This window comes from Burkholderia sp. Bp9099, assembly GCF_003857805.1.
Classification (GTDB): Bacteria; Pseudomonadota; Gammaproteobacteria; order Burkholderiales; family Burkholderiaceae; genus Burkholderia.
In genome coordinates, this window is record NZ_QTPU01000010.1 from 1 (window position 1) to 24,366 (window position 24,366).

Here is a 24,366-nt window from a genome sequence, read left to right on the forward strand (position 1 = left end):
GCCGCGGCGGACGCAGGCAAGTCGCAGTTCGTGAGCCGTGAAGTGACGAAGCTGGACCGTCCGGAACTGACGTCGGCGAGCATCATCGTGTCGGGCGGCCGCGGCCTGGGCAGCGGCGAGAACTACACGAAGGTTCTCGAGCCGCTGGCCGACAAGCTGAGCGCCGCACTCGGCGCATCGCGCGCGGCAGTCGACGCCGGTTACGTGCCGAACGACTACCAGGTCGGCCAGACCGGCAAGATCGTCGCGCCGCAGCTGTACATCGCGGTCGGTATCTCGGGTGCGATCCAGCATCTGGCCGGCATGAAGGATTCGAAGGTGATCGTCGCGATCAACAAGGATCCGGAAGCACCGATCTTCAGCGTGGCCGACTACGGCCTCGTCGGCGATCTGTTCGAACGGGTTCCGGAGGTGGTCGATGCCGTCTGATGCCGCGATGCGCGCCGGCGGTGGCCGCGGGGCGCCGGCCCAGTCGTATCTGTTCGTGCCGGGGAGCAAGCCGGAGCGCTTCGACAAGGCGCTCGCAAGCGGCGCCGATGCGATCATCATCGACCTCGAGGATGCCGTCGAGCCGGAGGCGAAAGTGGCGGCGCGCGATGCGATAGCGGCGTGGGTTTCGCCCGAGCATCCGGTGCTCGTGCGGATCAACGCGCGGAACACGCGATGGTTCGAGGCCGATGCCGCGCTCGGCGCGTTGAAGGGCGTGGCCGGTATCGTGCTGCCGAAGGCCGAGCGTGCCGACGACGTGTGCGCTGCCGTTGCGCTCGCGCGCCGGCGTGTGCCGGTCTATCCGTTGATCGAAAGCGCACACGGCATGTGGAACGCGCTCGATGTCGCGAAAGCGCCGTACGTCGAGCGGTTGATGTTCGGCACGCTCGATTTCATCGCGGACATGGGCATGTCGGACGATGGCGTTTCGCTCAATCACTTCCGCTCGCAACTCGTGCTGATCTCGCGGGTGGCCGGGATCGAATCGCCGGTCGACGGCGTGACGCCGGATATCGATGACGGCGAGCGTATCGCGCGCGATGCATTCAACGGCATGCAGTTGGGATTCGGCGCGAAGCTGTGCATCCATCCGAAGCAGATCGGCTTCGTGCACCGATGCTTTCGACCGAGCGACGACGAAGCGCGCTGGGCCCGGCGGGTGCTCGATGCGATGCGCGATTCGAATGGCGGCGTGGTGACGGTCGACGGGAAGATGGTCGATCGGCCGGTGCTGTTGCGCGCCGAGCGGATCGCCGCGCTGGCTGCAGCCGTCAACGCCGGATCGAACGCCGCCGCCGGCGAATGCTCGGCGGCGTGAGTCGGGGTGGCCACGGCTGTCCGCTATCGTCGGATCAATGAACGGGTGCGTGCATGCCTCGGCGGCTTGCATTAGGCGAAGTTGCTTCTGTATTCGGTCGACTGACGGAAGATGGTGGAGATGCAAAAGTCCGGTCGCCGGGAAGATGCTCGTCGACGACGGTGATCGGCGTGGTCTTCATCTGGTCGACTCGCCACGGCGAAAGCGTTTCGATGAACGAGGGCACGACGGCATGGGGTGAGCCGCGATCACGGCGCGACAACGCACTTCGTCATCTGCCTCGTTGCGGTCGAAATAAGATGGACACCCGATCGACGATGCGCGTATGATGGTTTCGTTCGAGCCTCCTTTTGCTGTTCGACCGCTCGCCCTCCACCTGCCACCGTGTTGCGTCGCGCATTGCCTCGCGCGCAACGTTTGTCCCTTTCACCACGACCCGTCGCGCCATGCATCAGGCGATGCTGGCTGCCTACGCTCGTCCTTGCGAGTCGCCGAGAAGCGATCGTCAGGAGTTCATGATGAGCATGCATATCTACCGTGGATTCGAGATCTATCCACTGATTTACCCGCACGTGCCTGCGCTGGATGGCTTGCCGCACAACTACGAGGCCGGCTTCGATGCAGCGGTCAAGATTTGTCTTCGCGGCACCACCGACACGCTGACGCAGAGCCAGACTTTCAGGCTCGTCGGCGACGGCCCGTTCGACACGGCCGGTGACGCACGGCGTGCGTCACTGCGCTATGCCGAGCGCGTCATTGACGACGATCGCGAAAAGCTGGCCTTCTTTTCGGACGCCCTCTGACACGACTCGCATGGCAACGTGACTTGCCATCAGCATGGCAGCGTGACTTGCCATCAATTTGGAGGGCGAAATGATCGTCGACGAGCTTCTCGATCTGGTCCGGCGGTGCAAGCTCACTCGGAGCGATGCTGTCCTGCCCGCTGGAATGACCCATTCTGCGCGGTGCCATCAACAAGAGCTGCAGATGTTCGCGGCGGTGCGCGCATTTTCGATCGGAGCCGGGTATTCGGAGTTCGAATCCGACGCGATAGCGAGCACCGTCATGACACGACTCGGCTAGTTTTATTCGAACGTTTTCCAACAGGCATTACATGACAACCATCACACTGAAGATCAACGAACCCATCGATGTCGCGCTGCGGCGCTTCCGGCGCGGTATCGAGAAGACCGGGCTGATTCGCGAGTTGCGCAGTCGCACCAGCTACGAAAAGCCCACGACGGAGCGCAAGCGGAAAAAAGCCAGTGCCGTTGCCCGGCAGCGCTTGCGGGCGAAGCGCATGTTGCCGCCCCGCAAGATGTACTAGAAGAACGGCGGGAACAGCGTGCCGGCCGAGGGGGCTTACGTCGCCGTACCGATCCCCGGCATGCGGTACCGCGGCCGGACGACGCAGGCAGCATGCCGGCCGGCCGCCGCGCAGCGGCAGGAAGAAATGATCGGTACGCGCGTCGCGCCGTGCAGCAACCAGGATGAAAATCATGATCAGAAGGCGGCAAACATGAGCTGGTACTGCGACGCGGAACGCGAGTTGGCCCATATCAGACGATCGGTCGGGCTGCTCGAGCAAGCGCAACACGCCTTCATCAACCGATCGTCCGTGAACGATCCCGCGTACTGGAGAGTCAAGCTCGACAAGCTCCGCACACAATCCGAGCGAAGCAAGGTCCTCGCACTGCAGGTGGACGAGCTTTTGGTGCGCCTCGAACGCATTCAGGATTCGCGCTGCCGAAAATAGGAAGCTGCTCCTTCGTTCTCGTCTTGTTCCGGGTGCACGCGCATGGCAGGGAGCAGCCCACGGGAGTCGCATTCGAATTTCGGAGCAACACATGATTGACGCTAACCCAGGCAACACGTTTCGACACCTTCCACTCTCGCCCGAGCAAGACGCGGAAATCCGGCACTATATAAAGAAGAAGGCGCAAAAGGGCGAACCATGGGACACCCCCGAGTTGGCCATGATGCTCGCAGACATGCTTTCCCCGCCGCCTGGCGACGACGAGCAGCCAGAGACTATCGTTGAAGAAGTGAAACTGGCCTGCGAATATGCATTGACTTCGATCGACGAAGCCATGGAATCCGTATCTGCGAGTGAAGAGCGGCTCGCCGCGATGGAAGCCGAGGAAATGAAGCATCCCAGGCGGTAACGCAGCCACGATGCCCGACGCTCGAGCCACAGCTGCGCCACCGCCTTCTTGCCTTCAGCCAAATTGAGCGGCCAGCCATCCCTGCGCCCATTGCGTCGCGTACGCAATCGCATCGTCGCGCGCATCGAAGCCGGCCAGATCGCCGCTGGAATGCACCTCTCTCTCACCTCCGTCCAGCAGCGTCGTGGTGATTCTCGCATGTGCGATGTACTCGCCATCGGCCCTGCGGGGCGTCGGATCGATCCGGAAGCGTGTCGTATTGAAGAGCATGGGCTCCTCCCTGTCTGGTTGTCGCGAGCGGGGCTGCCGTGCGGGGCCGCACGAGCAGAAGCGTCCGCCGTCGGGATGTGTCGCGATCCGGCCGGCTTCACCATCCGGCCGTGGCCGCGCACGCTTCGATCGGGTCGATAACTTCGTCTGCAATGCGAACCGTTGGACCTCGTCGCGATGAAAATGGAAGAAACAACTGTGCTCACGAGAATTGATCACCGTTCGGTACCCTGTTACCTGATCCTCCGCGGTGGCTGGTCGACCTGTGTGCTGAATGCGGACCGTGTCGTTCTGCGCCGTGAAGCCAGTCCGCTGTTGCGGGCCTTTGCGCGAACCCGCGGAGAATGGGCAAGTATCGACGGTGTCGCATGGAACACCTTCTCCGATGCTGAAGGCCTTTCTGCGATCGAGCGACGGGAGACGCGATGTTATGCGCTGGTCAAGGGAACGGAAACCGAACACCAGTTGCGATTGTTGATGACCCTCTGACGTCAAGGTGCGGGCGAGTCTCGTGCGGTCCGACGCACGGGAAAGCTGAAGTTCGGTGCCGTGTGCGGGATGGTCGTCGCGGTCTCAAGTATGCTCGTCGACGGTCGGGCAAATTCGCCTATAAACACCACGTTTCCAGTCGATTCATGGGCAATTCGTACTCCGTGAGTACCTTTGACTTTTGCGACTGCCATCCCCGCGGCATCGACTTGACCGGAGCGTGATTTCGCTGCGCTTCGTGCCAAATCGGGAACGTGTCGATGCTTTGACATTCAAGCGAAGTTCGGCGCATGGTAGCCAGCAAGCGACTTCGACTCATGGCGCTATCCATGACGACGATGCCGCGTGCCGCACAGCATCGTTGCGGCACATCGCGATATGCTGACGGGGTGGCAAGCTGGACTCGCGCCGCGCCGAGGGCAGTCCGATTCGGCCTGATGGGCGACGAAGTCAGCCTGCGAGGCCGCAGGAACGCGAATTGCACGGTGCTGGGCGTAGCCGAATTCGCGGCCGCGGATTCAAGCTGAAGCTGCGTCACTGGAGAAGTCGGTGAGCACCGAGAGAGAGCTTTTTGAACAATGGTGGTTCCGCGACACGCCGGTGGAATATCGCGCCGACCTGGCCTATCGCGTTCGGGACCAGGGCGGCTACGTCAGGGGAACACGTGCGGCGGCCGCCTGGGATGGATGGCAGGGGGCACGTCAGGGCCAGAACTGGATTCCGGCGGATCAGCACCGCCCGACGCGTCAGGATGCGGACTCGGCGTCTAATGTGTTGGCGTGGGATTCACGAGGATTTGCGGTCGTCGCTCGATTCGACGACGTCGCGCTGCTGCAGTCGGCGTACACGCACTGGATTCCTCTGCCGCCCGCGCCGAAGGATTAGCTGCGGCGTCACGACGCGAGGTCGCCGGTTACGGCGCAGCTTGCAGGCGCCCCATGTCGGCGGCCCGGCCAACCGCGTGAGCAGCCTCATCGGTTTCCCGGCCACGGGCCATGCCCCCCCGAGCCGATCCGCCGCGCCGCCCTCAGTCGAAATACGGTTCCAGCACCCGCTCGATCCAGTCCATGAACGCCCGAACGCGCGGCGACAGATTGCGCCGATGGGCCACGACGAGCCACGCGGCCAGCGGCTCCGGGCGCAGATCGGGCAGCACCTCCACCAGCGCGCCGCTTTCGATGTGAGCCGCGACCCCTGAATATCCGGCCTGGATCAAGCCGATGCCGGCCAGCCCGGCAGCGTGATAGGTCTGCACGCTGTTGACCTGCATCGCGCTCGGCAGCGGCAGCGACGCATAGCCGTTGCCGTTCGGGTACTCCCATCCCGGGTGACGCGCGCCGAGTGTCAGCGTGTAGTGGACCATCCGGTGTCCCTGGCCGAGCAGATCGTCGAGCGTATGCGGTACGCCGTGCCGCGCCAGGTAGCCGGGGCTCGCCGCATTGATCATGCGCAGCCGGCCCAGCGGCCGCGCGATCAGCGTCTCGTCCACGATCGGGCCCAGACGGATCACGCAATCGAAGCCTTCCTGGACGAGATCGACACGCCGATCAGTGCTCGACAGCTCCAGTTCCAGCTCCGGATGCGCGGCCATCAGTTGCGGGAGTGCGGGAACCACGACACTGCGGGCCAGTTCGGTCGGCATGTCGACGCGCAATCTTCCCCGCAGTCGCGTGCCGTTGCCGGAGAACATCGACTGCAATTCCTCGACTTCGGCCAGCAGGTCCCGTGCGCGCGAATAGAACGCGCGTCCGTCCTCGGTCAGCTGCACGCTCCGCGTCGTCCGATGCAACAGTGCAACGCCCACGTCGCGCTCGAGTCGACGGATCACCATCGAGACACGTCCCTTCTGGATGCCCAGGCTTTCGGCCGCCCGCGTGAAGCTCGTCATTTCGGCGACACGGGCAAAGATCAACAGCGCATCGAGGTTTTGCATTGTTCACTCGGCGAGTAACAGAACGTTCAATCGGCCGTCATTTATAACTCAATTGCGACTCAGTAGAGTGCTTTCCGATGTCGTCTCCCGACGACCACCTGAACGAAAGGGCGCAACCATGACACAACACATCGCACCGGTTAAGACGGCCGTCGTCTACCACTCCGGCTATGGGCATACCCGGCGTATGGCAACGGCTGTCGCCGAGGGCGCCGGCGCCGTCCTCGTCGCAATCGACGCCGACGGAAACATCGCGCCGGACGCGTGGGACACGCTCGCGGGCGCCGACGCCATCCTGTTCGGCTCGCCGACCTACATGGGCGGCCCCAGCTGGCAGTTCAAGAAGTTCGCCGACGCATCGTCGACGGCCTGGTTCGACGGCCGGTGGCGCAACAAGATCTTCGGCGGCTTCACCAATAGCGCGAGCGTCAACGGCGACAAGCTCAATACGCTCGAATACTTCGTGCTGCTCGCCGGGCAGCACGGCGGTGTCTGGGTGAGCATGGACATCAAGCCGGCGAACCTGAAGGCGTCGATGCGCGACGACCTGAATCGCATGGGCTCCTATCTCGCGCCGATGGCGCAGACGCCGGCCGACGCGTCGCCCGACGAGATGTCGCCGGGGGATCTCGAGACGGCACGCCGCTATGGCGCACGCGTCGCAACGATCGCCGGACAGTTTCGGGCAGGGCACGCGCGAATCAGCTGACATCCCGGCGTGCGGGGCGCCTGACCGGACGCCACCGCATGCGTTCCAGCCGACCATGAGGAAACGGCCATGAAATACAAGCAACTGGGCCGCACGGGCCTGTATGTCTCCGAGCTGTGTCTCGGCACGATGACGCTGGGCGGCAATGCCGATGCCGGCATGTGGGCGTCGATCGGCGCGGTCGGCCAGGACGACGCGACCCGGCTGATTTCCCGCGCACTGGCCGAGGGCATCAACTTCATCGATACCGCCGACATCTATTCGTTCGGTCAGTCGGAACGCCTCGTCGGACAGGCGCTCCGGGACCTCGGCGTGCCGCGCGGCGAGATCGTGCTGGCGACGAAGACGGCGGGCGTGATGGGCCCGAAGCCCAACGATCAGGGGGCGTCGCGCGGCCACATCATGGATTCCGTGCAGAGAAGCCTGGAACGGCTCCAGGTCGACCACATCGACCTCTACCAGATACACGCGAACGATCCCGTCACGCCGATCGAAGAGACGCTGCGGGCGCTCGACGATCTGACGCGGCAGGGGCTGGTTCGCCATGTCGGCGTCTCGAACTGGCGCGCCGGAAAGATCGGCAAGGCGCTCGGGCTCAGCCAGGCGCTCCATGCGACGCGCTTCGAGACGCTGCAGGCCTACTATTCGATCGCCGGACGGGACGTCGAGCACGAACTGGTGCCGCTCGCGATCGACGAGCAGATGGGCCTCCTCGTCTGGTCGCCGCTCGCCGGGGGACTGCTTTCGGGGAAGTTCGGCCCCGGGGCGCCGGCCGAAGCAGGGTCGCGGCGCAGCCATTTCGATTTTCCGCCGGTCGATCTCGAGCGGGCCTGGCCGTGCGTTGCCGCGATGCGCGCCATCGCCGACGCGCGAGGCGTGTCGGTCGCGCGGATCGCGCTCGCGTGGTTGCTCGCCAAGCCGCATGTCACGAGCGTCATCATCGGCGCCAAGCGGGTCGAACAGCTCGAAGACAATCTCGGCGCGGCCGATGTCGCGCTGACCGCGGACGAACTCGCGCATCTTGATGCCGTCAGTGCGGTGCCTGCCGGCTATCCCGGCTGGATGATCGATCGCCAGGCGGCGGGCAGGCGGCCGCAGCCTTTCACGCGCGGCGGGTCGAAACAGGACCGGTGACGCCGCATCGCGCGGCGCGGCGTTCGGCCCGCGCGATGCGGTCGCCGCGGCGGTAACGGCTAGAATTGCGGTTTTAGCCCGGAACACGTCCATGTCTTTTGCCTCGCTAGGCCTGATCGATCCCTTGCTGCGTAATCTGCAGGACCTCAATTACCAGACACCGACGCCGGTGCAGGCCAAGGCGATTCCCGCGGTGCTCGGCGGCAAGGACGTCATGGCCGCGGCGCAGACCGGCACCGGCAAGACGGCGGGTTTCGCGCTGCCGCTGTTGCAGCGGCTGGTGCAACACGGGCCGGCGGTGTCCAGCAACCGTGCGCGTGTCCTGGTGCTGGTGCCCACGCGTGAGCTGGCCGAACAGGTGCTGCAGAGCTTCGTCGCGTATGGCAAGGGCCTCGACCTGCGGTTCCTGGCCGCCTACGGCGGTGTGAGCATCAACCCGCAGATGATGAAGCTGCGCAAGGGCGTGGATGTGCTCGTTGCCACGCCGGGCCGTCTGCTGGACCTCAACCGGCAGAACGCGGTGCAGTTCGATCAGGTGCAGGCGCTGGTGCTGGACGAAGCCGACCGGATGCTCGATCTGGGTTTTGCGCGCGAACTCAACGCCGTCTTTGCTGCGTTGCCCGCCCGGCGCCAGACGCTGCTGTTCTCCGCCACGTTTACCGACGATATTCGCGCGATGGCGGCGACCATTCTGCACAGCCCGGTCGATATCAGCGTCAGCCCGCCCAACGTCACGGCCAGCAAGATCAAGCAGTGGGTCGTGCCGGTGGACAAGCGCAACAAGCCCGACCTCTTCATGCACCTGGTGGCCGAGAACAACTGGGACCACGCGCTGGTGTTCGTCAAGACCCGCAATGGCGTGGACTACCTGGCGGCGATGCTGGATGAAGCCGGCTATGCGGTCGACACCATCCACGGCGACAAGCCGCAGCCCGCGCGCCTGCGTGCGCTGGAGCGCTTCAAGGCGCGCGAAGTGCAGATGCTGGTCGCGACCGATGTGGCGGCGCGCGGGCTGGATATCGACGACTTGCCGCTGGTGATCAACGTGGATCTGCCGATCGTCGCGCAAGATTATGTGCACCGTATCGGCCGTACCGGCCGCGCGGGCGCCAGCGGCGTGGCGGTGTCGCTGGTGTGTGCCGATGAAGCTCCGCAGCTGGCCGCGATCGAAGCGCTGATCCGGCAGACGCTGCGCCGTGAAGAGGAGCCGGGTTTCGAAGCCGAACACCGCGTGCCGGAAACCAGCGCGACGGGGCAGATCATCAAGAAGCCCAAAAAGCCGAAGAAGCCCAAGGTGCCGCAAGGTGGGGCGGGTGCCATGCCGGCGGCCGGCAAGAAGCCGAAGCCGCAAGGTGGGGACGGCAAGCGCAAGGCCGAGGGGCAGCGTGCCGGCGCCGCGGGCAAGAGCGCGAGCGTGTTGAGCGGTAGTCCGTTCAGCGTGCAAAAGCCGCGCGGCAAACCCGCCGGCAAGGCGGCTGCGGGTTCACGCAAGCCGGCCGGGAAACCCGCCGGTGGTCGCGGCAAACGTCAACCCTGATCGACGGGGGATGAGGCGTGCCGGCCGCCGCCGCTCGGCCGGAGCTTCCCGATCGTCGTCACGCGTTCTGCAACCGTCGACGTTCAAGGCGGTTGCGCAACAGGCCCGCGATCAACGCGCCGATGATCAGGCACACGTAGAGGGTGACGAGATAGTGACGCCACGCGTCAAGGGCGAGCTGGTGTGAAACCAGTTTCGGATCGGGGGGCAGATACAGCGAGCCCTTCGCCTCGACGACCCGCATCATATGAACAAAGCCGCCTGCGGAGAGCAACGGCAGCAGGGCGACGAATGCCAGCAGTGCGGGTTTGGCGCGGCACGCCCACGGATGATGGCGCAACCGGAACCACAGTCCGAGACATCCGTGTATCCAGCCGGGTGCGAGCAGGGCCAGTTGCAGGCCCTGCGTGCCGCTGGTGAGCAGCACGGTGACGACACGCTCGTAGTCCGGCTCGAAGCCGTAGAGCGAGGACGCGAGCCGGGTTGTCACCGCGTGGCGGATCAGCAGCAGCGGCAGGCTGAGGCCTGCCCAGAGGCGGAGCCATTCGGCGGGCGGCAGGGTCCAGTGGCGGCGCCCGTATATCGTGTGCAACGCCAGCGCAAAATGAAGCGAAGCCGCGCCGTACAGCACGAACGTCCCCGGTGCGCTGCGCCAGAGCCGCAACGCCAGCACGAGACCGCGTCCGGCGAGTTCGAGTGACCAGATTCCGAGTGCATGATTGATCAGGTGCAGAAAGAGATAGGTCAGCAGCACCACGCCCGATCCGAGCTGGAGACCGCGCAGCACGGATTGCATCCGGACTTTCGATTCACGGTGCGGTGTGCGCACCGCGGGCGATTCCTGTTTGGTATCCGTTGCATGGGCCGTGTCGATGATGTCCATAGGGGTCACCCGGTTCGTGTTTCCTGCAATACCGTGAGCACACGACGGTTATTCCCGGATTCGACGGGACTGCCGGGAGAAGGCAATCCGAGGGGCGACCGCGCTCGACGCGCACGAGCACGTTGCAGCGGCGTTTGGTGAACGCTCAAACCGACGCATGAGCGGCGCTTTGCGAATGAGGCTCGACTTCCTCAGCCGCCATCGACGAATCTCGATCCGGCGGGATTTCTCGGCCTTGATCGAAAGGTATTCGCAAGGCATGGTTTTGATTTCGGGTAATCAGGGTATTTTTGATTTTTGACGTCCGCGATTTTTACTTCCTGTCAGTCGTCAAAAATATTCTTTCGGCCGATCGCGCGATCTGCTTCGATTTATTGCGGAACCATACCCTAAAAAATTCGGGCCATCCGATTTTGGTCATGTCGACCCGGTCGGTGTCTCCGCCGTCACTGCCGGTTTGACGCTCAGCCCCGCCAGACGGCGTAATGCGAAGGAAGAGACGAGAGATCTCTCGGAAACCCGCGCGGATTTTCAGGCACTGATCGGTGCATCAACGCCCGATGCCGTTGGCGTTTCGTCTGAGAAAATCAATGCTCGACAATATCCCGAATGACAGAGAATTTCCCTATTCAACATATGAAAGTTTCGCAATATGCACTGCGAACTGCGACCCCTTTACTATTTACCGCTCAAATGTAAAAAGACGTGACCCGTCAATCAGTTCCGGAATCCAGGTCAGAACAATTCCGCATACTCCGTATCAGCAGAAATTGCGCCCGGTCCGACCCTTCTCTCGGCGCATTCAGCGCTCGTTACGTCCTTTGCATTTCGTAACAACTCGGGTTGATTCGTCAGGGCTCGCTGTTTTAAATTTTGCCCGTCGCCCAGCAGCATCCGGCAGTCGGGCGACCTTTCAATCTGCAAGTCACGCATGCCGGATACCCGGATGGCCAGCCATCCGACACTACAAGTCTGCACGCCGTGCGGGCTTGATCAAGTGGTCGAACTCGCGATGGGTGTCGGTTCGACTGCATTCAGCCCGTTGCGACCGGACGCACCGGAATGGGCTCACCACGTTGTTCATGTCATGCCGAACTGGAGCCAGCTTGATAGCGGAATCCATGATCGAATTTTGATGTTTGCGTCGCAATCCTAAATATGTATCGACGGAATTCGCCCAGATTCACGACGGTACAACTTAACTTTGCGCACCGCGCCGATAAAGGACAGAAAATGGAATTCGTACGAATGGGAATCGTCTATGTTCATCTCATTGCCTGCTGTGTCGCGATTGGTCTCGTGCTGACCAGCGACATTGCCATGGTCAGGCAACTGCTGGATACCGACGCGCCTACCGATCCTGCCCAGGTTCATCTGGCCAGCCTGCAGCGCACCGTCACGTTGGCGCTGACGATTCTCTGGATCACCGGCATCGCGATCATTGCGTTCGACATGCGGACCCAGGGTCTCCGGTATCTCGGCAATCCCAAGCTGCAGGCCAAGATCGGCATCGTCGCGTTGCTGACCTTCAACGGTATCGCGCTGCACTCCGCGGTCCTGCCGGCATTGCGGAAAGCGGGATCCTTGCTGAAGCTTTCGTTCGAACGGCGCATGGTTGCCATTTTCGCGGGCGTGATTTCCGCCGTCTCGTGGTTCTATGCGGCAATGCTTGGCGTCGGGCGCCCGTTGAGCTGGAAGTATTCCCTGGTCCAGATCCTGGCCGCTTACCCGGCACTGATCGCCGGTGGCATCGCCACCATGTTGTTCATCACGGCAGTGGCGAAATCCAGGACGTCCGTGGAACGACGCAATACCGAAAAGGTGGCGGCCTACTGATCGCCGCCCTCCGGGGGATGCGCGCTGCTCGCGGCAGTGCGTATCCTCTCGTCACACACGTGTGCGTGCTGGCCAGCGTCCAATTCCAAACGTTCGGCTGCACGCGGGCACGCGGGCACGCGCCAGGCGTGCGTTGTCCCCATCCCCCTCCTCGCGCAGAGCCGGATCGTACGTGATCCGAAGCGTTCGCCGCCGGAAGAACGAACCGGCGACGCGATCAATGAAAGAAGAGCGCCCGCATGCCGAACGTGTGATGCGCTTCGGCCGCCATCAGCACCATGAGCACCAGCAGGCACAGCGGCGGTATCAGGATCGCGTACACCAGCGCCAGACGCTCCCACATCATGTGCATGAAGATCGACACGATCAGCCCGGCCTTCGCGATCATGAGCACGACGATCAGCACCCAGCGCACCACGCCTTGCACCTTGAAGTAGTCGACCAGGTACGACAACGTGCTCAGGACGAACAGCAGGCCCCAGATTTTCAGGTAGATGCCGATCGGGTGCTGCTGGCCGTGCGCGGCGTCGGGTCGATCGGCGGGATCGGTGTGGTCCATGGCCTGCCTCACCACAAATAGAACAGCGCGAAGATGAACACCCACACCAGGTCGACGAAGTGCCAGTACAGGCCGGCGATCTCGACGATCTGGAAGTTGCCGTGCTCGGTGAACCCCGGCTGCAGGATCTTGCGTGCGATCAGCAGCAGGTAGATCACGCCGCAGGTCACGTGAAAGCCGTGGAACCCGGTGATCATGAAGAAGCATGCGCCGAACTGCGTGGCGCCCAGCGGGTTGCCCCACGGGCGGATGCCTTCATGGACGATCAGCTTGGTCCATTCGAAGGCCTGCATCGACACGAAGGTCACGCCGAGCAGCGCGGTCGCCAGCAACAACGCGGCGGCGCGCCGGGCATTGCGCCGATAGCCGAAATTCACGGCCATCGCCATGGTGCCGCTGCTGGTGATCAGCGTGAACGTCATGATCGCGATCAGCAGCAAGGGCACCTCGACGCCGGCCACGGTGAGCCCGAACACCTTGGACGGGTCGGGCCACGGCGCCGTGGTCGACATGCGCACCGACATGTAGCCGATCAGGAAGCTGCTGAACACGAAGGTGTCCGACAGCAGGAAGATCCACATCATCGCCTTGCCCCACGGCACCTTGAAGGCTTCGCGGTCGGCCGACCAGTCCGTGACGATGCCGCGCCAGCCGTCGGGCCCGGCGTCGGCGGGCGGGGTGGTGGCGGATTCGGGCGGGAGCGGGGGCGAGGTCATGGCGCGGCTCCATACAGCGGTCCGCAGATGGCGGCGACAACCGCGGGGGTGAGCCACCACATTGCCGCCAGCAACACGAGCCAGACCGCCAGCAGGAAATGCCAGTAGAGCGCGCACAGCGAAATGGCGCGCTGGGCGCGGAACGGATCCGCACGCCGGCGCTGCGCGATCGTCACGGCCCAGGCCGCCAGCCCGCCCAGCACGTGCAGTCCGTGCAGGCCGGTGAGCAGGTAGAGGAAGCTGTTGGAAGGATTGGCGACGACGGTTTGCCCGGCCGCCGACAGCATGCGCCAGGCGATCAGTTGCCCGATCACGAACACGGCGGCCAGCACGCCGCCGCCCACCAGCCACGCCACGCGATGCCCGGTCAGCTGCCGGGCACGCTGCATGGCGACGCTGGCCAGCGCGAGCGCGCCGGTGTTCCACCACAGCAGCGCCGGATGCGGGATCGGCTGCCAGTCGGGCTCGCGCATGCGCATGCCGTAGGCGAGCAGCAGCAATGAAAACAAGGCCGTCGCCACGGCCATGAACACGATCAGGCCGACGCGGCTCGCATTCGGCAGGACGGGCGGTGGCGTGTCGGGAACGAAGGCGCGCGGCAGCGTGGTCATTTGCGTGCCTCGCCGGGTTGAAGCGTCGGGTGGGCCGGTTCAGGCGCAGGCGCCGTCGCAGGCGGCTGGTTTTGCGGGACGAAGTCTTCCGCTTGTCCTGGCGGGCTGTATTCGTACGCCCAACGGTAGACGACCGGCAGCGCGGCGCCCCAGTTGCCGTGCACCGGCGGCGTTTGCGGCGTCTGCCATTCCAGCGTGGTGGCCCGCCACGGATTGCCGTCGGCACGCTTGCCGCGTACGAGGCTCCACGCCAGGTTGTACAGGAACAGCAACTGTCCGACCCCCACGATCAGCGCGGCGACGGTGATGAACGTGTTGAGCGTCTGCGCCGAATGCGGAATGAAGCTGTAGCCCTCGTACGCGTAATACCGCCGCGGCATGCCGAGGATGCCGAGATAGTGCATCGGGAAGTAGATCGCGTACGTGCCGAGGAAGGTGATCCAGAAGTGCGCGCGCCCGAGCCTGTCGTCGAGCATGCGGCCCGTCACCTTCGGATACCAGTGGTAGAGGCCGCCGAACACTACCAGGATCGGCGACACGGCCATCACCATATGGAAGTGCGCGACCACGAAGTACGTGTTCGACAGCGGAATGTCCACGCTCACGTTGCCGAGGTAGAGCCCGGTCAGCCCGCCCAGCACGAAGGTGCTGATGAAGCCGATGGCAAACAGCATCGGCACGGTCAGGTGGATATCGCCGCGCCACAGCGTCAGCACCCAGTTGTAGACCTTGAGGGCGGTCGGGATGGCGATGATGAGCGTGGTGGTGGCAAAGAAGAAACCGAAGTACGGATCCATGCCGGCGACGAACATGTGGTGCGCCCAGACCACGAAGCTCAGTGCGCCGATGACGACGATGGCCCACACCATCATCCGGTAGCCGAAGATGCTCTTGCGCGCGTGGGTGCTGATGAGGTCCGACGCGATGCCGAAGGCCGGCAGTGCGACGATGTAGACCTCCGGATGCCCGAAGAACCAGAACAGGTGCTGGAACAGCAGCGGGCTGCCGCCGGCATGCTTGAGCGACTGCCCCATCGACACCACGGCCGGTATGAAGAAACTGGTGCCGAGCGTCCGGTCGAGCAGCATCATCACGGCCGACACGAACAGCGCCGGAAACGCCAGCAGCGCCATGATGGTCGCGATGAAGATGCCCCACACCGTGAGCGGCATGCGCATCAGCGTCATGCCGCGCGTGCGCGCCTGCAGCGTCGTGGTGACGTAATTCAGGCCGCCCATGGTTGCCGCGACGATGAAGATCGCCAGCGACACGAGCATCAGCACGATGCCCCATTCGACGCCCGGCGTGCCGGGCAGGATGGCCTGGGGCGGATACAGCGTCCAGCCCGCGCCGGTCGGCCCGCCCGGCACGAAGAAGCTCGCCACCAGCACCAGCACGGCCAGCAGGTAGACCCAGAAGCTCAGCATGTTGAGAAACGGGAACACCATGTCGCGCGCGCCCAGCATCAGCGGGATCAGGTAGTTGCCGAAGCCGCCGAGGAACAGCGCGGTCAGCAGGTAGATCACCATGATCATCCCGTGCATGGTGACGAACTGGTAGTAGTGGTTGGCGTCGATGAAGCTGAACTTGCCGGGAAAGCCGAGTTGCAACCGCATCAGGTCCGACAGGACGAGGCCGACCAGGCCGATGGCGATGGCCGTCAGCGCATACTGCACGGCGATGACCTTGTGGTCCTGGCTCCAGACGTAGCGCGTCCAGAAGCTTTTCGGGGCGTGGTCGAGGTGCGCGTAGGGCATTGCGTCTGCTCCGCTAGGGCTGGCGGTTGGCCGTGCTGCCGGCAGCCGGGCCGCCTTGCGATTCGATGTAGGTCACCAGCGCGGTCAGCTCCTGATCGCTCAGGTCGAAATGCGGCATGATGGGCGAATAGCCCTTCACGACGCGGGCCGCCGGATCGCGGATGAAGGCGCGCAGATAGGCGTCGTCAACTTTCGCGGTGCTGCCGTCGGCCATCGTTTCGGTCTTGCCGTACAGGCCCTTCCAGGTCGGACCCACGCGCGGGCTGCCGTCCACGGTATGGCAGGCGAGACAGCCCTTGGCCGCGGCGAGCGCCTTGCCCTGGTCGGCAAGCGCCTGCGCGCTGCCGCCTGGCGTTGCCGCCGCGGCCTGAACCTTGGCCTGCTGCCGCTGCGCGAAGGTGGTCTGCTGCGCGAGCCAGCGCGAGAACGCTGCATCGTCTTCCACCACCACCACGCCGCGCATGCCCGCGTGCCCGACACCGCAAAGCTGCGCGCACAGGATGTCGTAACGGCCTGCCTTGGTCGGCGTGAACCAGAAGGTCGTCACCATGCCGGGCACCATGTTCATGCGTGCACGAAACGGCGGGACATAGAAGTCGTGCAGCACGTCGAGCGACCGTGTCAGGACCTGGATCGGCCGGTTCAGCGGCAGATGGACCTCGGGCGTCTCGATCAGGTAGTTGTCGCGGCCGTTGGGGTCGGCGGGGTTCAGGCCGAAGGGATTGTCGCTGCCGATATAGCGCACGTCCGTCGTGCCCAGCTTGCCGCCGGGGCCGGCGAAGCGGAAGCGCCATTGCCATTGGCGGCCGAGCACCTCCATCTGCAGCACGTTGCGCGGCGGCCGGATGTAGTCCGCATAGACGAACAGACCGGGGGCCAGCAACGCCGCGACACCGACGGCGGTCAGGCCGATCAGCCACCATTCCAGCCGCCTGTTGTGCGGCTCGTAGGCCGCGCGATGCCCGCCGCGGTGGCGGTAGCGCATCAGCGCGATCGCGATGAACAGGTTGATGGCGATGAAGAACGCGCCGGTGATGACGAGCGTGATCGTCAGCATGTCGTCCATGCGCACCCAGTTCGACGCGATCGGCGTGATCCACCAGGGACTGGCAAAGTGAAACCCCACCGCCAACGCGATGATCACGATCAGGGCAATCGCAAGCACCATGGGCCGCCTCGCCGCGCGTCACTCGCCGGAGCCGCCAACCGGCGCTCCGGGCATCGTCGTGCCGCCTTGCCGAATTTCGTACGATTGTTTGCCGGCAATCCACCAGGACCGATTCGCCAGGCGGCGTCGGCGGCTCTAAAGAAAAAGGTAGTCTGCTGCCTTGCATCGCGCAAGGCAGCGCAAGAGGAAGGAGGGAAGCACCCCATACCCGCGTCGCACCACGGACGGCGTCACCTGCCGCGACAACATGCAAAACGGCCGCCTCCGGCGTGAGTTGTCGAGGCAGCCGTCCCGCGCGGCGCGAAGCAACGGCATGTCAGTGCATCGCGTTCTGCTTGCGCCGTTCGAGCATGCCGTAGACGACGGCGGTGACCACGCCGAACAGCAGGTTGGCCAGCAACGGTCCGGATCCCCGCTCCGAGATGAACCACGGGAACACGGCGGTCATCACGTAGAAGTTCCATACGTACGCGACGATCCCGAAAGCCAGCCCGATGACGGCCTCCATCCCGACGCTCGAATCGAAGCGGAACGGCGCCATGATCGCGGCGAGGATCATCCCCATGATGGCGCCGAGCACGTAGTGCAACAGCAGTGCCACTCCCACGATGCTGAAGCTGAACACCGACATCTGTTCGAGCGCGCCACGGCCCATCACCATCGCCGCGATCTTGTGGGTCGGCTGCCACGGACTTTCATCGAGCACCATGGTCGACCAGAAGAATTCGAGCACGATCACCAGGGCGCCCCCGGCAAGCCCGGCCACGGCCGCGGCGAGCCAGTCCGGCATGCGCCGTTGCCAATGGTGCGATTGAATGTGCAGTTCCATACGACCTCCTTGCTGACAATTCAGCTTCGGCACTCGGGTTCAGCACGCGCCACGCGCGTCGAAAATACGTCGACTATTCGATTCAGAATGGCAGATATGGGGGGCAACGCAAGGTGCAAAAACCCTGCGCGTCGCATGGCAGTACGGTGTTCCGTTCAGGATCGGCGTGCGGCGGGTGTCGGCGGCGCGACATGGGAACGGAGGCCGTGGCGTTGCGCGGTCACGGGCATCTGACTGCATGCAACGCCAAAAGGGCAGGGGCCGTCACGGAATCGTCCTCGTGCCGGCACGCCGGGGCAAATTAAGTATTCCGACAAATCTTCTGAACCGACGGATGCCGGTTTCACCCTTGCCTGCTGCCGACCCGCTCGATGCGGGTGCGGCTCCACGCGCCGGGCATGCCGGTTTCCGCGTGTCAGGGAAAAACCGGTGACGTAGGCTCGCCGCCCTCCAGATCCGCCTTCGGAAAATGCTGGGCGATCATCTGCTCGATTTCCTGCTCTCGCAATGCCGGCACGTCGGCCATGATCAGAATCTGGCCTTCCTTGATCGCCTCCCGAAATCGCTCGAGTCGCGCGTTCGGTTCGGCGATGCCGATCATCCCGGCCGTCCACGCCCCGAAGCCCGCACCCGCCACCGTCAATGCGACGACGGCGCCGCCCGCGATCACGAGCTCGGCAGGCGGGTAGACGAGCGCGACGAGGCCGATGAGCGCGCCCGTTGCGCCGCCGAGCGCGACGCCGCGCTCGAGCGCGTGCACGACATCGCTGCTTTGCAGCAAGGACGCTTCGGGTAACTCTTCGAGCGTGACACTGTGATCCGCGAGGACATGGATATGGCGCCAGATGATGCGAGCGCGCAGCAAGTCATCCACGATCGCCTTCGCCATCTGCGTGTCGGGTACGAGGAAATAGAGGCGCCTCATGTCGGCCCCCTTTTTTCAGTCAGGAATACGTTCTATTTTATGTCAGCTCCGGCCGCGCGGTAGGCGGGTACGTACCGGATGGAACCACCGGCAACGTCGAGCTTTAACCTCCATGCCAAACGAAATCGCAGGTAGGACGGCCTTCAAAAAATCTCCAATGCAGTATCAGATTCAATAATTGTCGCTGCCGGATAATTTGTCCGAGCGTGCGGTTCTCTACACTTTTCATCGTCGAAAGCCAAGGCATTCGATGTCGGCGAGGAGCCGACTTTCCCCGGCCGCGTCATTGCGCAAGTCGGTTAAGGACCACGCATCGCTTGACGTGACGGAAATCTTTTATCGTTCATTCGGAGTCCGATGTGAGAGACGAACGCGCTCGATCGAGCCAGTATGGAAAGATTGTCTGCAAGCTTCTGCTGATGACCTGGATCTTCACTGCACCTGCAATCGGCCATGCGCAAACTGCAGCGCCCGCCCCCGTGCCGCTTCCGCATGTTGCCGTGCTGGCCACGGGTGGCACCATCGCCGGCACCGGTCTCAGCGAGACGCAAAGCACGGGCTACAAGTCCGGTGTGCTCACGGCGGATGCGCTGCTGAAATCCGTACCTTCGCTCGGAAAAGTGGCGCAGGTTTTCGGAGAGCAGGTGTCGAATGTCGGGAGCGAGAACATCACCAACGAAGTCTTGCTCAAGCTCGCGAAGCGCGTGAACCAGCTTCTTGGACAGCCCGACATCGCAGGTGTCGTCATCACGCACGGCACGGACACGCTCGAGGAAACCGCCTATTTCCTCAACCTCGTCGTGAAAAGCGACAAGCCCGTCGTGATTACCGGTTCGATGCGCCCGTCGACCGCGCTCAGCGCCGACGGCCCCGGCAACATCCTTCAAGCGGTGACGGTCGCGGCGTCGCCGGCGGCGCGCGGACGAGGCGTCATGGTCGTGCTCAACGATCGCATCGGCTCCGCCCGATATACGACGAAGACCAATGCGAACACGCTCGATACATTCAAAAGTCCCGACGACGGCCATCTGGGCACGCTGATCGACAACGTACCGCATTTCGAAACCGCCGTGACCAAACTGCAGACCACGCAGACACCGTTCGACATAGCGAAGCTGGATTCACTTCCCGAGGTCGATATTGTCTACGGGCACCAGAATGATGGCGGTTACCTGTACGACGCAGCGGTCGCGCACGGCGCCCGCGGGATCGTCGTCGCGGGCGTCGGCGCCGGCAGCGAATCCTTGCTTGCGCTTCCGTCCATCAAGAAAGCCGTCGACAAGGGTGTGATCGTCGTCCGGTCATCGAGGACCGGAAGCGGTTACATCCCTGATGATCCGGCGTATATCGGTCTGCTCGGCGACAACCTCAATCCGCAGAAAGCCCGCATCCTCTTGATGCTCGCGCTTACGGTGACGCATAACCCCGAGCAGATTCAACAGATGTTTCAGCGGTTCTAGGCGGCGCCCGAACGCACGACGCGGCTTTGCTGGCCGGACGGCAACAGCCGTCCGGCCTTTGCTTTTCGCGCGCGCCCAAAAGCCTCGGTTTCAGCCCTGATAGAAAGCAGTATCAGAGTTCGTAATACTGTCATGTGACCTGCTGTTTTCCTGAAGTCGTCGCTCTACACTGGTTTTCAACGCGCATCGGCATGGGCGCCATACCAGAGACAGGAGACAGACGTGAGCAAACAGGTACTACTGGAAGACTTGCCGCTTCGCCCATTCCATGTGGGCGTGGCGTTCAGCGGGACGGGCGGCCAATTCAGCGATGGCTTCGTGCTTGGCATCATCGGCATCGCGGTGAGCATGGCAGCCGGTCCGATGCACCTCGATGCGCTTTGGATGGGACTGCTCGGCGCGGCATCGCTCGCAGGGCTTTTCTTCGGCAGCATGTTCGCCGGCCCGATCGCTGACAGGTATGGTCGCCGAACGATATTCGCATGGGACATGCTGCTTTTCGCGCTCGTCTCGGCCGCCCAGTATTTCGTGACGTCGCCCGCGCAATTGCTGGTGTTGCGTCTCGTGCTCGGACTCATCCTCGGCGCCGACTACGTCGTGAGCAAATCGCTCGTGACCGAATATTCGCCACGCCGATACCGTGGCCGGCTGCTCAGCGTGCTCGCAGCCGCCTGGGCGGCGGGTTATGTCGGCGCCTACCTCGCAGGCTTCGCGATGCGCGATACAGGCCCCGATGCGTGGCGAATCATGCTGGCGGCGAGCGGCGTTCCCGCGTTGCTGATTCTCCCGTTCCGCCTGCTCGTGCCCGAATCGCCGATGTGGCTCATGAAACGCGGACGGGGAGACGAAGCCCTTGCCATTGTCCGTCGCAGATTCGGCCCGGAAGTCACGCTTGCGATGACGAAGGCGGCCGTGCCACAGCAAACGACGAGAGCCTGGTCGCAACTGTTCTCGCCGCGCTGGCGCAAGAACACGCTGGTCGGATGCGTGTTCTACACCTGCCAGGTCATTCCTTACTTTGCGTTGGGCACGTTTGCGCCAAAGGTGCTCGAGGCGCTGCACGTCAAGGACAAGTTCGTGGGCGGCCTCGTCTACAACATTCTGCTCCTCGCGGGCGCCGTGATAGGCCTGCTGTTGATCGACCGGATTTCGCGTCGCACGTTCCTGATCGGAACCTTCTATCTTGCGGCGTTAGGCCTCGCGGTGCTGACTTATGCGAACTTCGGTCCCATCGGAACGATGCTCGTCTTCGGTCTCTTCGCGTGCATTCTTTCGGCCGCCGCGAACCTCGAGTTCGTCTATCCGCCCGAACTCTTTCCAACACATCTTCGCGCGTCGGGCGTAGGCCTTGCGGTTGCTTCAAGCCGATTCGGTTCGGCCATCAGCACCTTCCTGCTGCCGATCGCCGTGCAGCAGGCCGGCATTCATGCGGCATTGAGCGTGTGCGTCGCGGTACTGGTCTTCGGCGGCGTGTTCTGCCACTTCATGGCGCCTGAAACCGGCAGCGAGCATCTTGCCGACGTGAAGTCCGACGGCGCGCCGGAAGATCTTGCCCATGCCGCGGGACACCATGATGCGACGCTCGCGATATCCGCATCGAATGGACGCACGACGCGTCCTTGACCTTCGGCGTGTCGTCGATGACGGCCGCTACAGGACGCCCACATGAGGACTCGACATGCCGTCTCACAAACCCATTGACATGCACGCGGTGCAGGTCTTCGTCGCCGTCGCGGAAGAGGGAAGCATGTCCGCCGCGGCAGCGCGGATGGGCATATCGCAATCGGGCGTATCCCAGATCATCCGGCAACTGGAAGACGAACTGGGTGTCGTGCTGGTGAATCGGACCACGCGGCCGATGGCGCTGACGCCCTTCGGCATCGCGCTCAGAAATCGCGGTGCGGTACTGAGCGAGGAAATCGCGAATCTCAAGGCGCAAGTCGTCGAAGCGGGGCGCGGGATCAAACCCGACTTGCGCATCGGGCTGGTCGATTCGTTCGCATCTACTTGCGGCTCGGTCTTCACGAAGAAGTTGATCGGCAAGGTGTCGCAGTTGTCGATCCGCACGGGCCTGAGCCCTCAACAAGGCGAGGCGCTGCTGCGCCGGGATCTGGATCTGATCGTCACGAGCGATCCGCTGATCGATGCCAACGATGTCGTGCGATACCGGCTGTTCTCCGAGCGCTATTTCGTGATCACGCCGAAAGGCCTCGGCATCGCCGTGAAGACGCTCGACGACCTGCGCACACTGAGCGACAGCATGCCCATCGTGCGATTCAACCGGACGTCTCAGGTGGGCCTGCAGATCGAGAGATATCTTCGGCGTATCGAGATTCGCGCGCCCGCGCGGCTCGAACTCGACAACGCCGATGCCTTGACCTCGATGGTGGCGGAAGGCATCGGCTGGGCCATTACATCGCCGATGTGCCTGCTTCAGGGCGTGACGCATGCGGGCAACGTTGCTGTTCACGTGGTCGAACAACTGGGCCTGGAGCGCTCGTTATACCTCGTGGCGCGCCGGGACGAATACAACGCTTTCTTCGACGATGCCTGCGATACGGCACGCGAAGTCATCGAAACATCGTTTCTGCCGAGGCTGGCCGCGCTCGGCGGGGACATCGAAAAACTCATTACCGTTGGCGGAAGGAATCTCCATGAATAAGCCTGCTCAAAGCGACGCTCGCATCGAACGCGACTACGTCGGCGAAGTCGCCATTCCCGGCGGCAAACTGTATGGCGTGAACACGGTTCGAGGGGTCGATAACCTCACGGTGTCGCCGTTGAACATCGCCCACTATCCGGCGTTTCGCGACGCGTTTGCACAGGTCAAGTGGGCGGCGGCATTGGCTAATCGCGATAACGAAGTCATCACCGGCGAGCAGTGCGATGCGATCGTCGCGGCGTGCAGGGAAGTGATCGAAGGGAAGCTCGATGCTTCGCTCGTGGTCGATCTGATGGAAGGCTCGGGCGGCACGTCGACCAACATGAACTTCAACGAAGTCATTGCGAACCGGGCTCAGCAAATCCTCGGCCACGCGGCCGGAAACTACGAGGTCATCCACCCGAATGATCACGTCAACCGCTCGCAATCGACCAACGATGCGTATCCCGCCGCATTGAAGATCGCCACATACGCGATGCTCGGTTCGCTCATCGGGGAAGTCACGAAACTCGCAGGCCTGTTCAACGACAAGGCGAGCGAATTTGCCGATATCCTGCACCTGGGCCGCACCTGTCTGCAGGATGCCCAGCCGATGCGGCTCGGCCAGCTCTTCGGAGGCTACGCTTCATTGACGGCTCGCCTGGCCGACGAGCTTGCCGTGGTGCGTGACAAGCTGCGCACGCTGCCGCTCGGCGGCACGGCAATCGGAACCGGCTTCGGCGCGCCGGCGGGTTATCGCGCGGCGGCGTACGCGCATCTTTGCAGCATCACCGGCGTCGCTTATGAAGCGCCGGTCAATCCGTTCGACGCGATGCAGAACATGGACGTGTTCTCGCGCGTCTCGGCGGAATTGCGTACCTGCGCGGCGTCGCTTGCGAAGATCGCATCCGATCTGACCGTGTTGTCATCGGGTCCGGCCGGCGGGCTCGGAGAATTGAAACTGCCGGAAGCGCAGGCGGGTTCGTCGATCATGCCGGGCAAGGTGAATCCGGTCTTGCCGATGGCGATGATCCAGTTGAGCTTTGCGGTTGTCGGCAACGATGTCGCGGTCGCGCAGGCGGTTCAGTACGGCGAACTGGAGATCAATCATTTCGAGCCGGTGGTGGCTTCGCGCGTGTTCGACAGCATCGCCTTGCTCACCAACGGGATTCGACGCTTCGGCGAGAAGTGCGTGCGCGGAATGGAAGCCGACGTCGCGCGCAACGAGCAGCATGTGCTGGAATCCATGGCTGTCGCCACCGCGCTCGTGCCGAAGATTGGCTATGCTCGCGTGAGCAAGCTCGCGCGCCAATCCGTGGCTGAAGGCCGCTCGCTGGTGACGATTCTGGATGAATCGGGACTGCTCTCGAAGGATGACACGATCGCTGCGATCCGAACGGCGTCGTACCCGGTCTTCGATGCCTGACACTGAATGAAA

Annotated in this window: 28 protein-coding genes; 18 read left to right on the top strand and 10 right to left on the bottom strand. The window is 63.5% G+C overall.

Annotated elements, in window-relative coordinates:
- From DIE17_RS12930 to DIE17_RS12960, 7 genes are all read left to right on the top strand, one after another.
- Positions 1 to 429 (top strand): electron transfer flavoprotein subunit alpha/FixB family protein (locus DIE17_RS12930; protein WP_221624894.1); only part of this gene is annotated, 429 nt, incomplete at its 5' end.
- The gene (locus DIE17_RS12935; RefSeq protein ID WP_124920947.1) at positions 419 to 1,306 is read left to right on the top strand and encodes a CoA ester lyase; all 888 of its coding nucleotides are present in this window, start codon (positions 419 to 421) and stop codon (positions 1,304 to 1,306) included. The genes DIE17_RS12930 and DIE17_RS12935, both read left to right, overlap by 11 nt.
- 518 nt (positions 1,307 to 1,824) lie before the next feature.
- Entirely contained in the window at positions 1,825 to 2,109 is a 285-nt protein-coding gene (locus tag DIE17_RS12940; RefSeq protein ID WP_124519976.1) for a hypothetical protein, read from the top strand.
- Between the two features lie 70 nt (positions 2,110 to 2,179).
- Positions 2,180 to 2,389 (top strand): hypothetical protein, encoded by a 210-nt coding sequence (locus tag DIE17_RS12945; protein WP_124920948.1) that lies wholly within the window; start codon positions 2,180 to 2,182, stop codon positions 2,387 to 2,389.
- Between the two features lie 31 nt (positions 2,390 to 2,420).
- The gene (gene rpsU, locus DIE17_RS12950) at positions 2,421 to 2,633 is read left to right on the top strand and encodes a 30S ribosomal protein S21 (protein ID WP_124487370.1); all 213 of its coding nucleotides are present in this window, start codon (positions 2,421 to 2,423) and stop codon (positions 2,631 to 2,633) included.
- Between the two features lie 60 nt (positions 2,634 to 2,693).
- Positions 2,694 to 3,062 (top strand): hypothetical protein, encoded by a 369-nt coding sequence (locus DIE17_RS37930; RefSeq protein WP_260439228.1) that lies wholly within the window; start codon positions 2,694 to 2,696, stop codon positions 3,060 to 3,062.
- Positions 3,063 to 3,153: 91 nt separating this feature from the next.
- Entirely contained in the window at positions 3,154 to 3,471 is a 318-nt protein-coding gene (locus DIE17_RS12960) for a hypothetical protein (protein WP_124487368.1), read from the top strand.
- 54 nt (positions 3,472 to 3,525) lie between these two features.
- On the opposite strand, the gene DIE17_RS12965 is transcribed toward DIE17_RS12960, so the two are convergent.
- A complete protein-coding gene (locus tag DIE17_RS12965) occupies positions 3,526 to 3,741 on the bottom strand; it encodes a hypothetical protein (RefSeq protein ID WP_044846937.1) in 216 nt (71 codons plus the stop codon).
- 177 nt (positions 3,742 to 3,918) lie between these two features.
- Between DIE17_RS12965 and DIE17_RS12970 the strand changes: the two genes are divergently transcribed.
- Together DIE17_RS12970 and DIE17_RS12975 are read left to right on the top strand one after the other, a co-directional pair.
- Entirely contained in the window at positions 3,919 to 4,230 is a 312-nt protein-coding gene (locus DIE17_RS12970; RefSeq protein ID WP_260426231.1) for a hypothetical protein, read from the top strand.
- Positions 4,231 to 4,779: 549 nt separating this feature from the next.
- Positions 4,780 to 5,115 carry a hypothetical protein gene (locus DIE17_RS12975; protein WP_124920949.1) on the top strand — a complete coding sequence of 112 codons (336 nt, stop codon included), beginning with the start codon at positions 4,780 to 4,782 and terminating at the stop codon, positions 5,113 to 5,115.
- Between the two features lie 142 nt (positions 5,116 to 5,257).
- Here the strand turns inward: DIE17_RS12975 and DIE17_RS12980 are convergent, their stop codons facing one another.
- Complete coding sequence (locus DIE17_RS12980) at positions 5,258 to 6,163, bottom strand: LysR family transcriptional regulator (RefSeq protein WP_124920950.1); 906 nt, start codon at positions 6,161 to 6,163, stop codon at positions 5,258 to 5,260.
- Between the two features lie 118 nt (positions 6,164 to 6,281).
- Here DIE17_RS12980 and DIE17_RS12985 point away from each other — a divergent pair, with 118 nt between their 5' ends.
- From DIE17_RS12985 to DIE17_RS12995, 3 genes are all read left to right on the top strand, one after another.
- Positions 6,282 to 6,872 carry a flavodoxin family protein gene (locus DIE17_RS12985; protein WP_124529592.1) on the top strand — a complete coding sequence of 197 codons (591 nt, stop codon included), beginning with the start codon at positions 6,282 to 6,284 and terminating at the stop codon, positions 6,870 to 6,872.
- A gap of 69 nt (positions 6,873 to 6,941) precedes the next feature.
- The gene (locus DIE17_RS12990) at positions 6,942 to 8,006 is read left to right on the top strand and encodes an aldo/keto reductase (RefSeq protein WP_124920951.1); all 1,065 of its coding nucleotides are present in this window, start codon (positions 6,942 to 6,944) and stop codon (positions 8,004 to 8,006) included.
- A 91-nt stretch (positions 8,007 to 8,097) separates the two neighbouring features.
- Positions 8,098 to 9,543: a DEAD/DEAH box helicase gene (locus DIE17_RS12995; protein ID WP_185735369.1), complete on the top strand. Its 1,446-nt coding sequence runs from the start codon at positions 8,098 to 8,100 to the stop codon at positions 9,541 to 9,543.
- 58 nt (positions 9,544 to 9,601) lie between these two features.
- Here the strand turns inward: DIE17_RS12995 and DIE17_RS13000 are convergent, their stop codons facing one another.
- The gene (locus DIE17_RS13000) at positions 9,602 to 10,339 is read right to left on the bottom strand and encodes a hypothetical protein (RefSeq protein WP_124570999.1); all 738 of its coding nucleotides are present in this window, start codon (positions 10,337 to 10,339) and stop codon (positions 9,602 to 9,604) included.
- Between the two features lie 1,033 nt (positions 10,340 to 11,372).
- On the opposite strand from DIE17_RS13000, the gene DIE17_RS13005 reads away from it, so the two are divergent.
- Positions 11,373 to 11,582, top strand: a complete 210-nt coding sequence (locus tag DIE17_RS13005) for a hypothetical protein (protein ID WP_124529581.1) — start codon at positions 11,373 to 11,375, stop codon at positions 11,580 to 11,582.
- Positions 11,583 to 11,659: 77 nt separating this feature from the next.
- A complete protein-coding gene (locus DIE17_RS13010; RefSeq protein ID WP_124487363.1) occupies positions 11,660 to 12,262 on the top strand; it encodes a hypothetical protein in 603 nt (200 codons plus the stop codon).
- A 217-nt stretch (positions 12,263 to 12,479) separates the two neighbouring features.
- Here DIE17_RS13010 and DIE17_RS13015 read toward each other — a convergent pair whose 3' ends face one another.
- The 7 genes from DIE17_RS13015 to DIE17_RS13045 form a co-directional block, all read right to left on the bottom strand.
- The gene (locus DIE17_RS13015) at positions 12,480 to 12,821 is read right to left on the bottom strand and encodes a cytochrome C oxidase subunit IV family protein (RefSeq protein ID WP_044846931.1); all 342 of its coding nucleotides are present in this window, start codon (positions 12,819 to 12,821) and stop codon (positions 12,480 to 12,482) included.
- 8 nt (positions 12,822 to 12,829) lie between these two features.
- Entirely contained in the window at positions 12,830 to 13,537 is a 708-nt protein-coding gene (locus DIE17_RS13020; protein WP_044846930.1) for a heme-copper oxidase subunit III family protein, read from the bottom strand.
- Entirely contained in the window at positions 13,534 to 14,148 is a 615-nt protein-coding gene (locus DIE17_RS13025) for a cytochrome c oxidase subunit 3 (protein WP_124920953.1), read from the bottom strand. Before DIE17_RS13025 ends, DIE17_RS13020 begins: the two co-directional genes overlap by 4 nt.
- The gene (gene ctaD, locus DIE17_RS13030; RefSeq protein WP_124920954.1) at positions 14,145 to 15,905 is read right to left on the bottom strand and encodes a cytochrome c oxidase subunit I; all 1,761 of its coding nucleotides are present in this window, start codon (positions 15,903 to 15,905) and stop codon (positions 14,145 to 14,147) included. The genes DIE17_RS13025 and ctaD overlap by 4 nt, the downstream gene beginning before the upstream one ends.
- A 13-nt stretch (positions 15,906 to 15,918) precedes the next feature.
- Entirely contained in the window at positions 15,919 to 17,073 is a 1,155-nt protein-coding gene (locus DIE17_RS13035; RefSeq protein ID WP_124920955.1) for a c-type cytochrome, read from the bottom strand.
- Between the two features lie 316 nt (positions 17,074 to 17,389).
- Positions 17,390 to 17,902 (bottom strand): hypothetical protein, encoded by a 513-nt coding sequence (locus tag DIE17_RS13040; RefSeq protein WP_124570985.1) that lies wholly within the window; start codon positions 17,900 to 17,902, stop codon positions 17,390 to 17,392.
- Positions 17,903 to 18,317: 415 nt separating this feature from the next.
- A complete protein-coding gene (locus DIE17_RS13045; RefSeq protein WP_044846925.1) occupies positions 18,318 to 18,827 on the bottom strand; it encodes a hypothetical protein in 510 nt (169 codons plus the stop codon).
- 359 nt (positions 18,828 to 19,186) lie between these two features.
- On the opposite strand from DIE17_RS13045, the gene DIE17_RS13050 reads away from it, so the two are divergent.
- The 4 genes from DIE17_RS13050 (at position 19,187) to DIE17_RS13065 (ending at position 24,354) form a co-directional block, all read left to right on the top strand.
- Positions 19,187 to 20,287 (top strand): type II asparaginase, encoded by a 1,101-nt coding sequence (locus DIE17_RS13050; protein ID WP_311767491.1) that lies wholly within the window; start codon positions 19,187 to 19,189, stop codon positions 20,285 to 20,287.
- Between the two features lie 222 nt (positions 20,288 to 20,509).
- Positions 20,510 to 21,910: an MFS transporter gene (locus tag DIE17_RS13055; protein ID WP_124487359.1), complete on the top strand. Its 1,401-nt coding sequence runs from the start codon at positions 20,510 to 20,512 to the stop codon at positions 21,908 to 21,910.
- 55 nt (positions 21,911 to 21,965) lie between these two features.
- On the top strand, positions 21,966 to 22,949 hold the full coding sequence (locus DIE17_RS13060; protein WP_124487358.1) for a LysR family transcriptional regulator: 984 nt from the start codon (positions 21,966 to 21,968) through the stop codon (positions 22,947 to 22,949).
- A complete protein-coding gene (locus DIE17_RS13065; protein WP_124487357.1) occupies positions 22,942 to 24,354 on the top strand; it encodes an aspartate ammonia-lyase in 1,413 nt (470 codons plus the stop codon). The genes DIE17_RS13060 and DIE17_RS13065 overlap by 8 nt, the downstream gene beginning before the upstream one ends.
- Positions 24,355 to 24,366 lie beyond the last annotated feature (12 nt).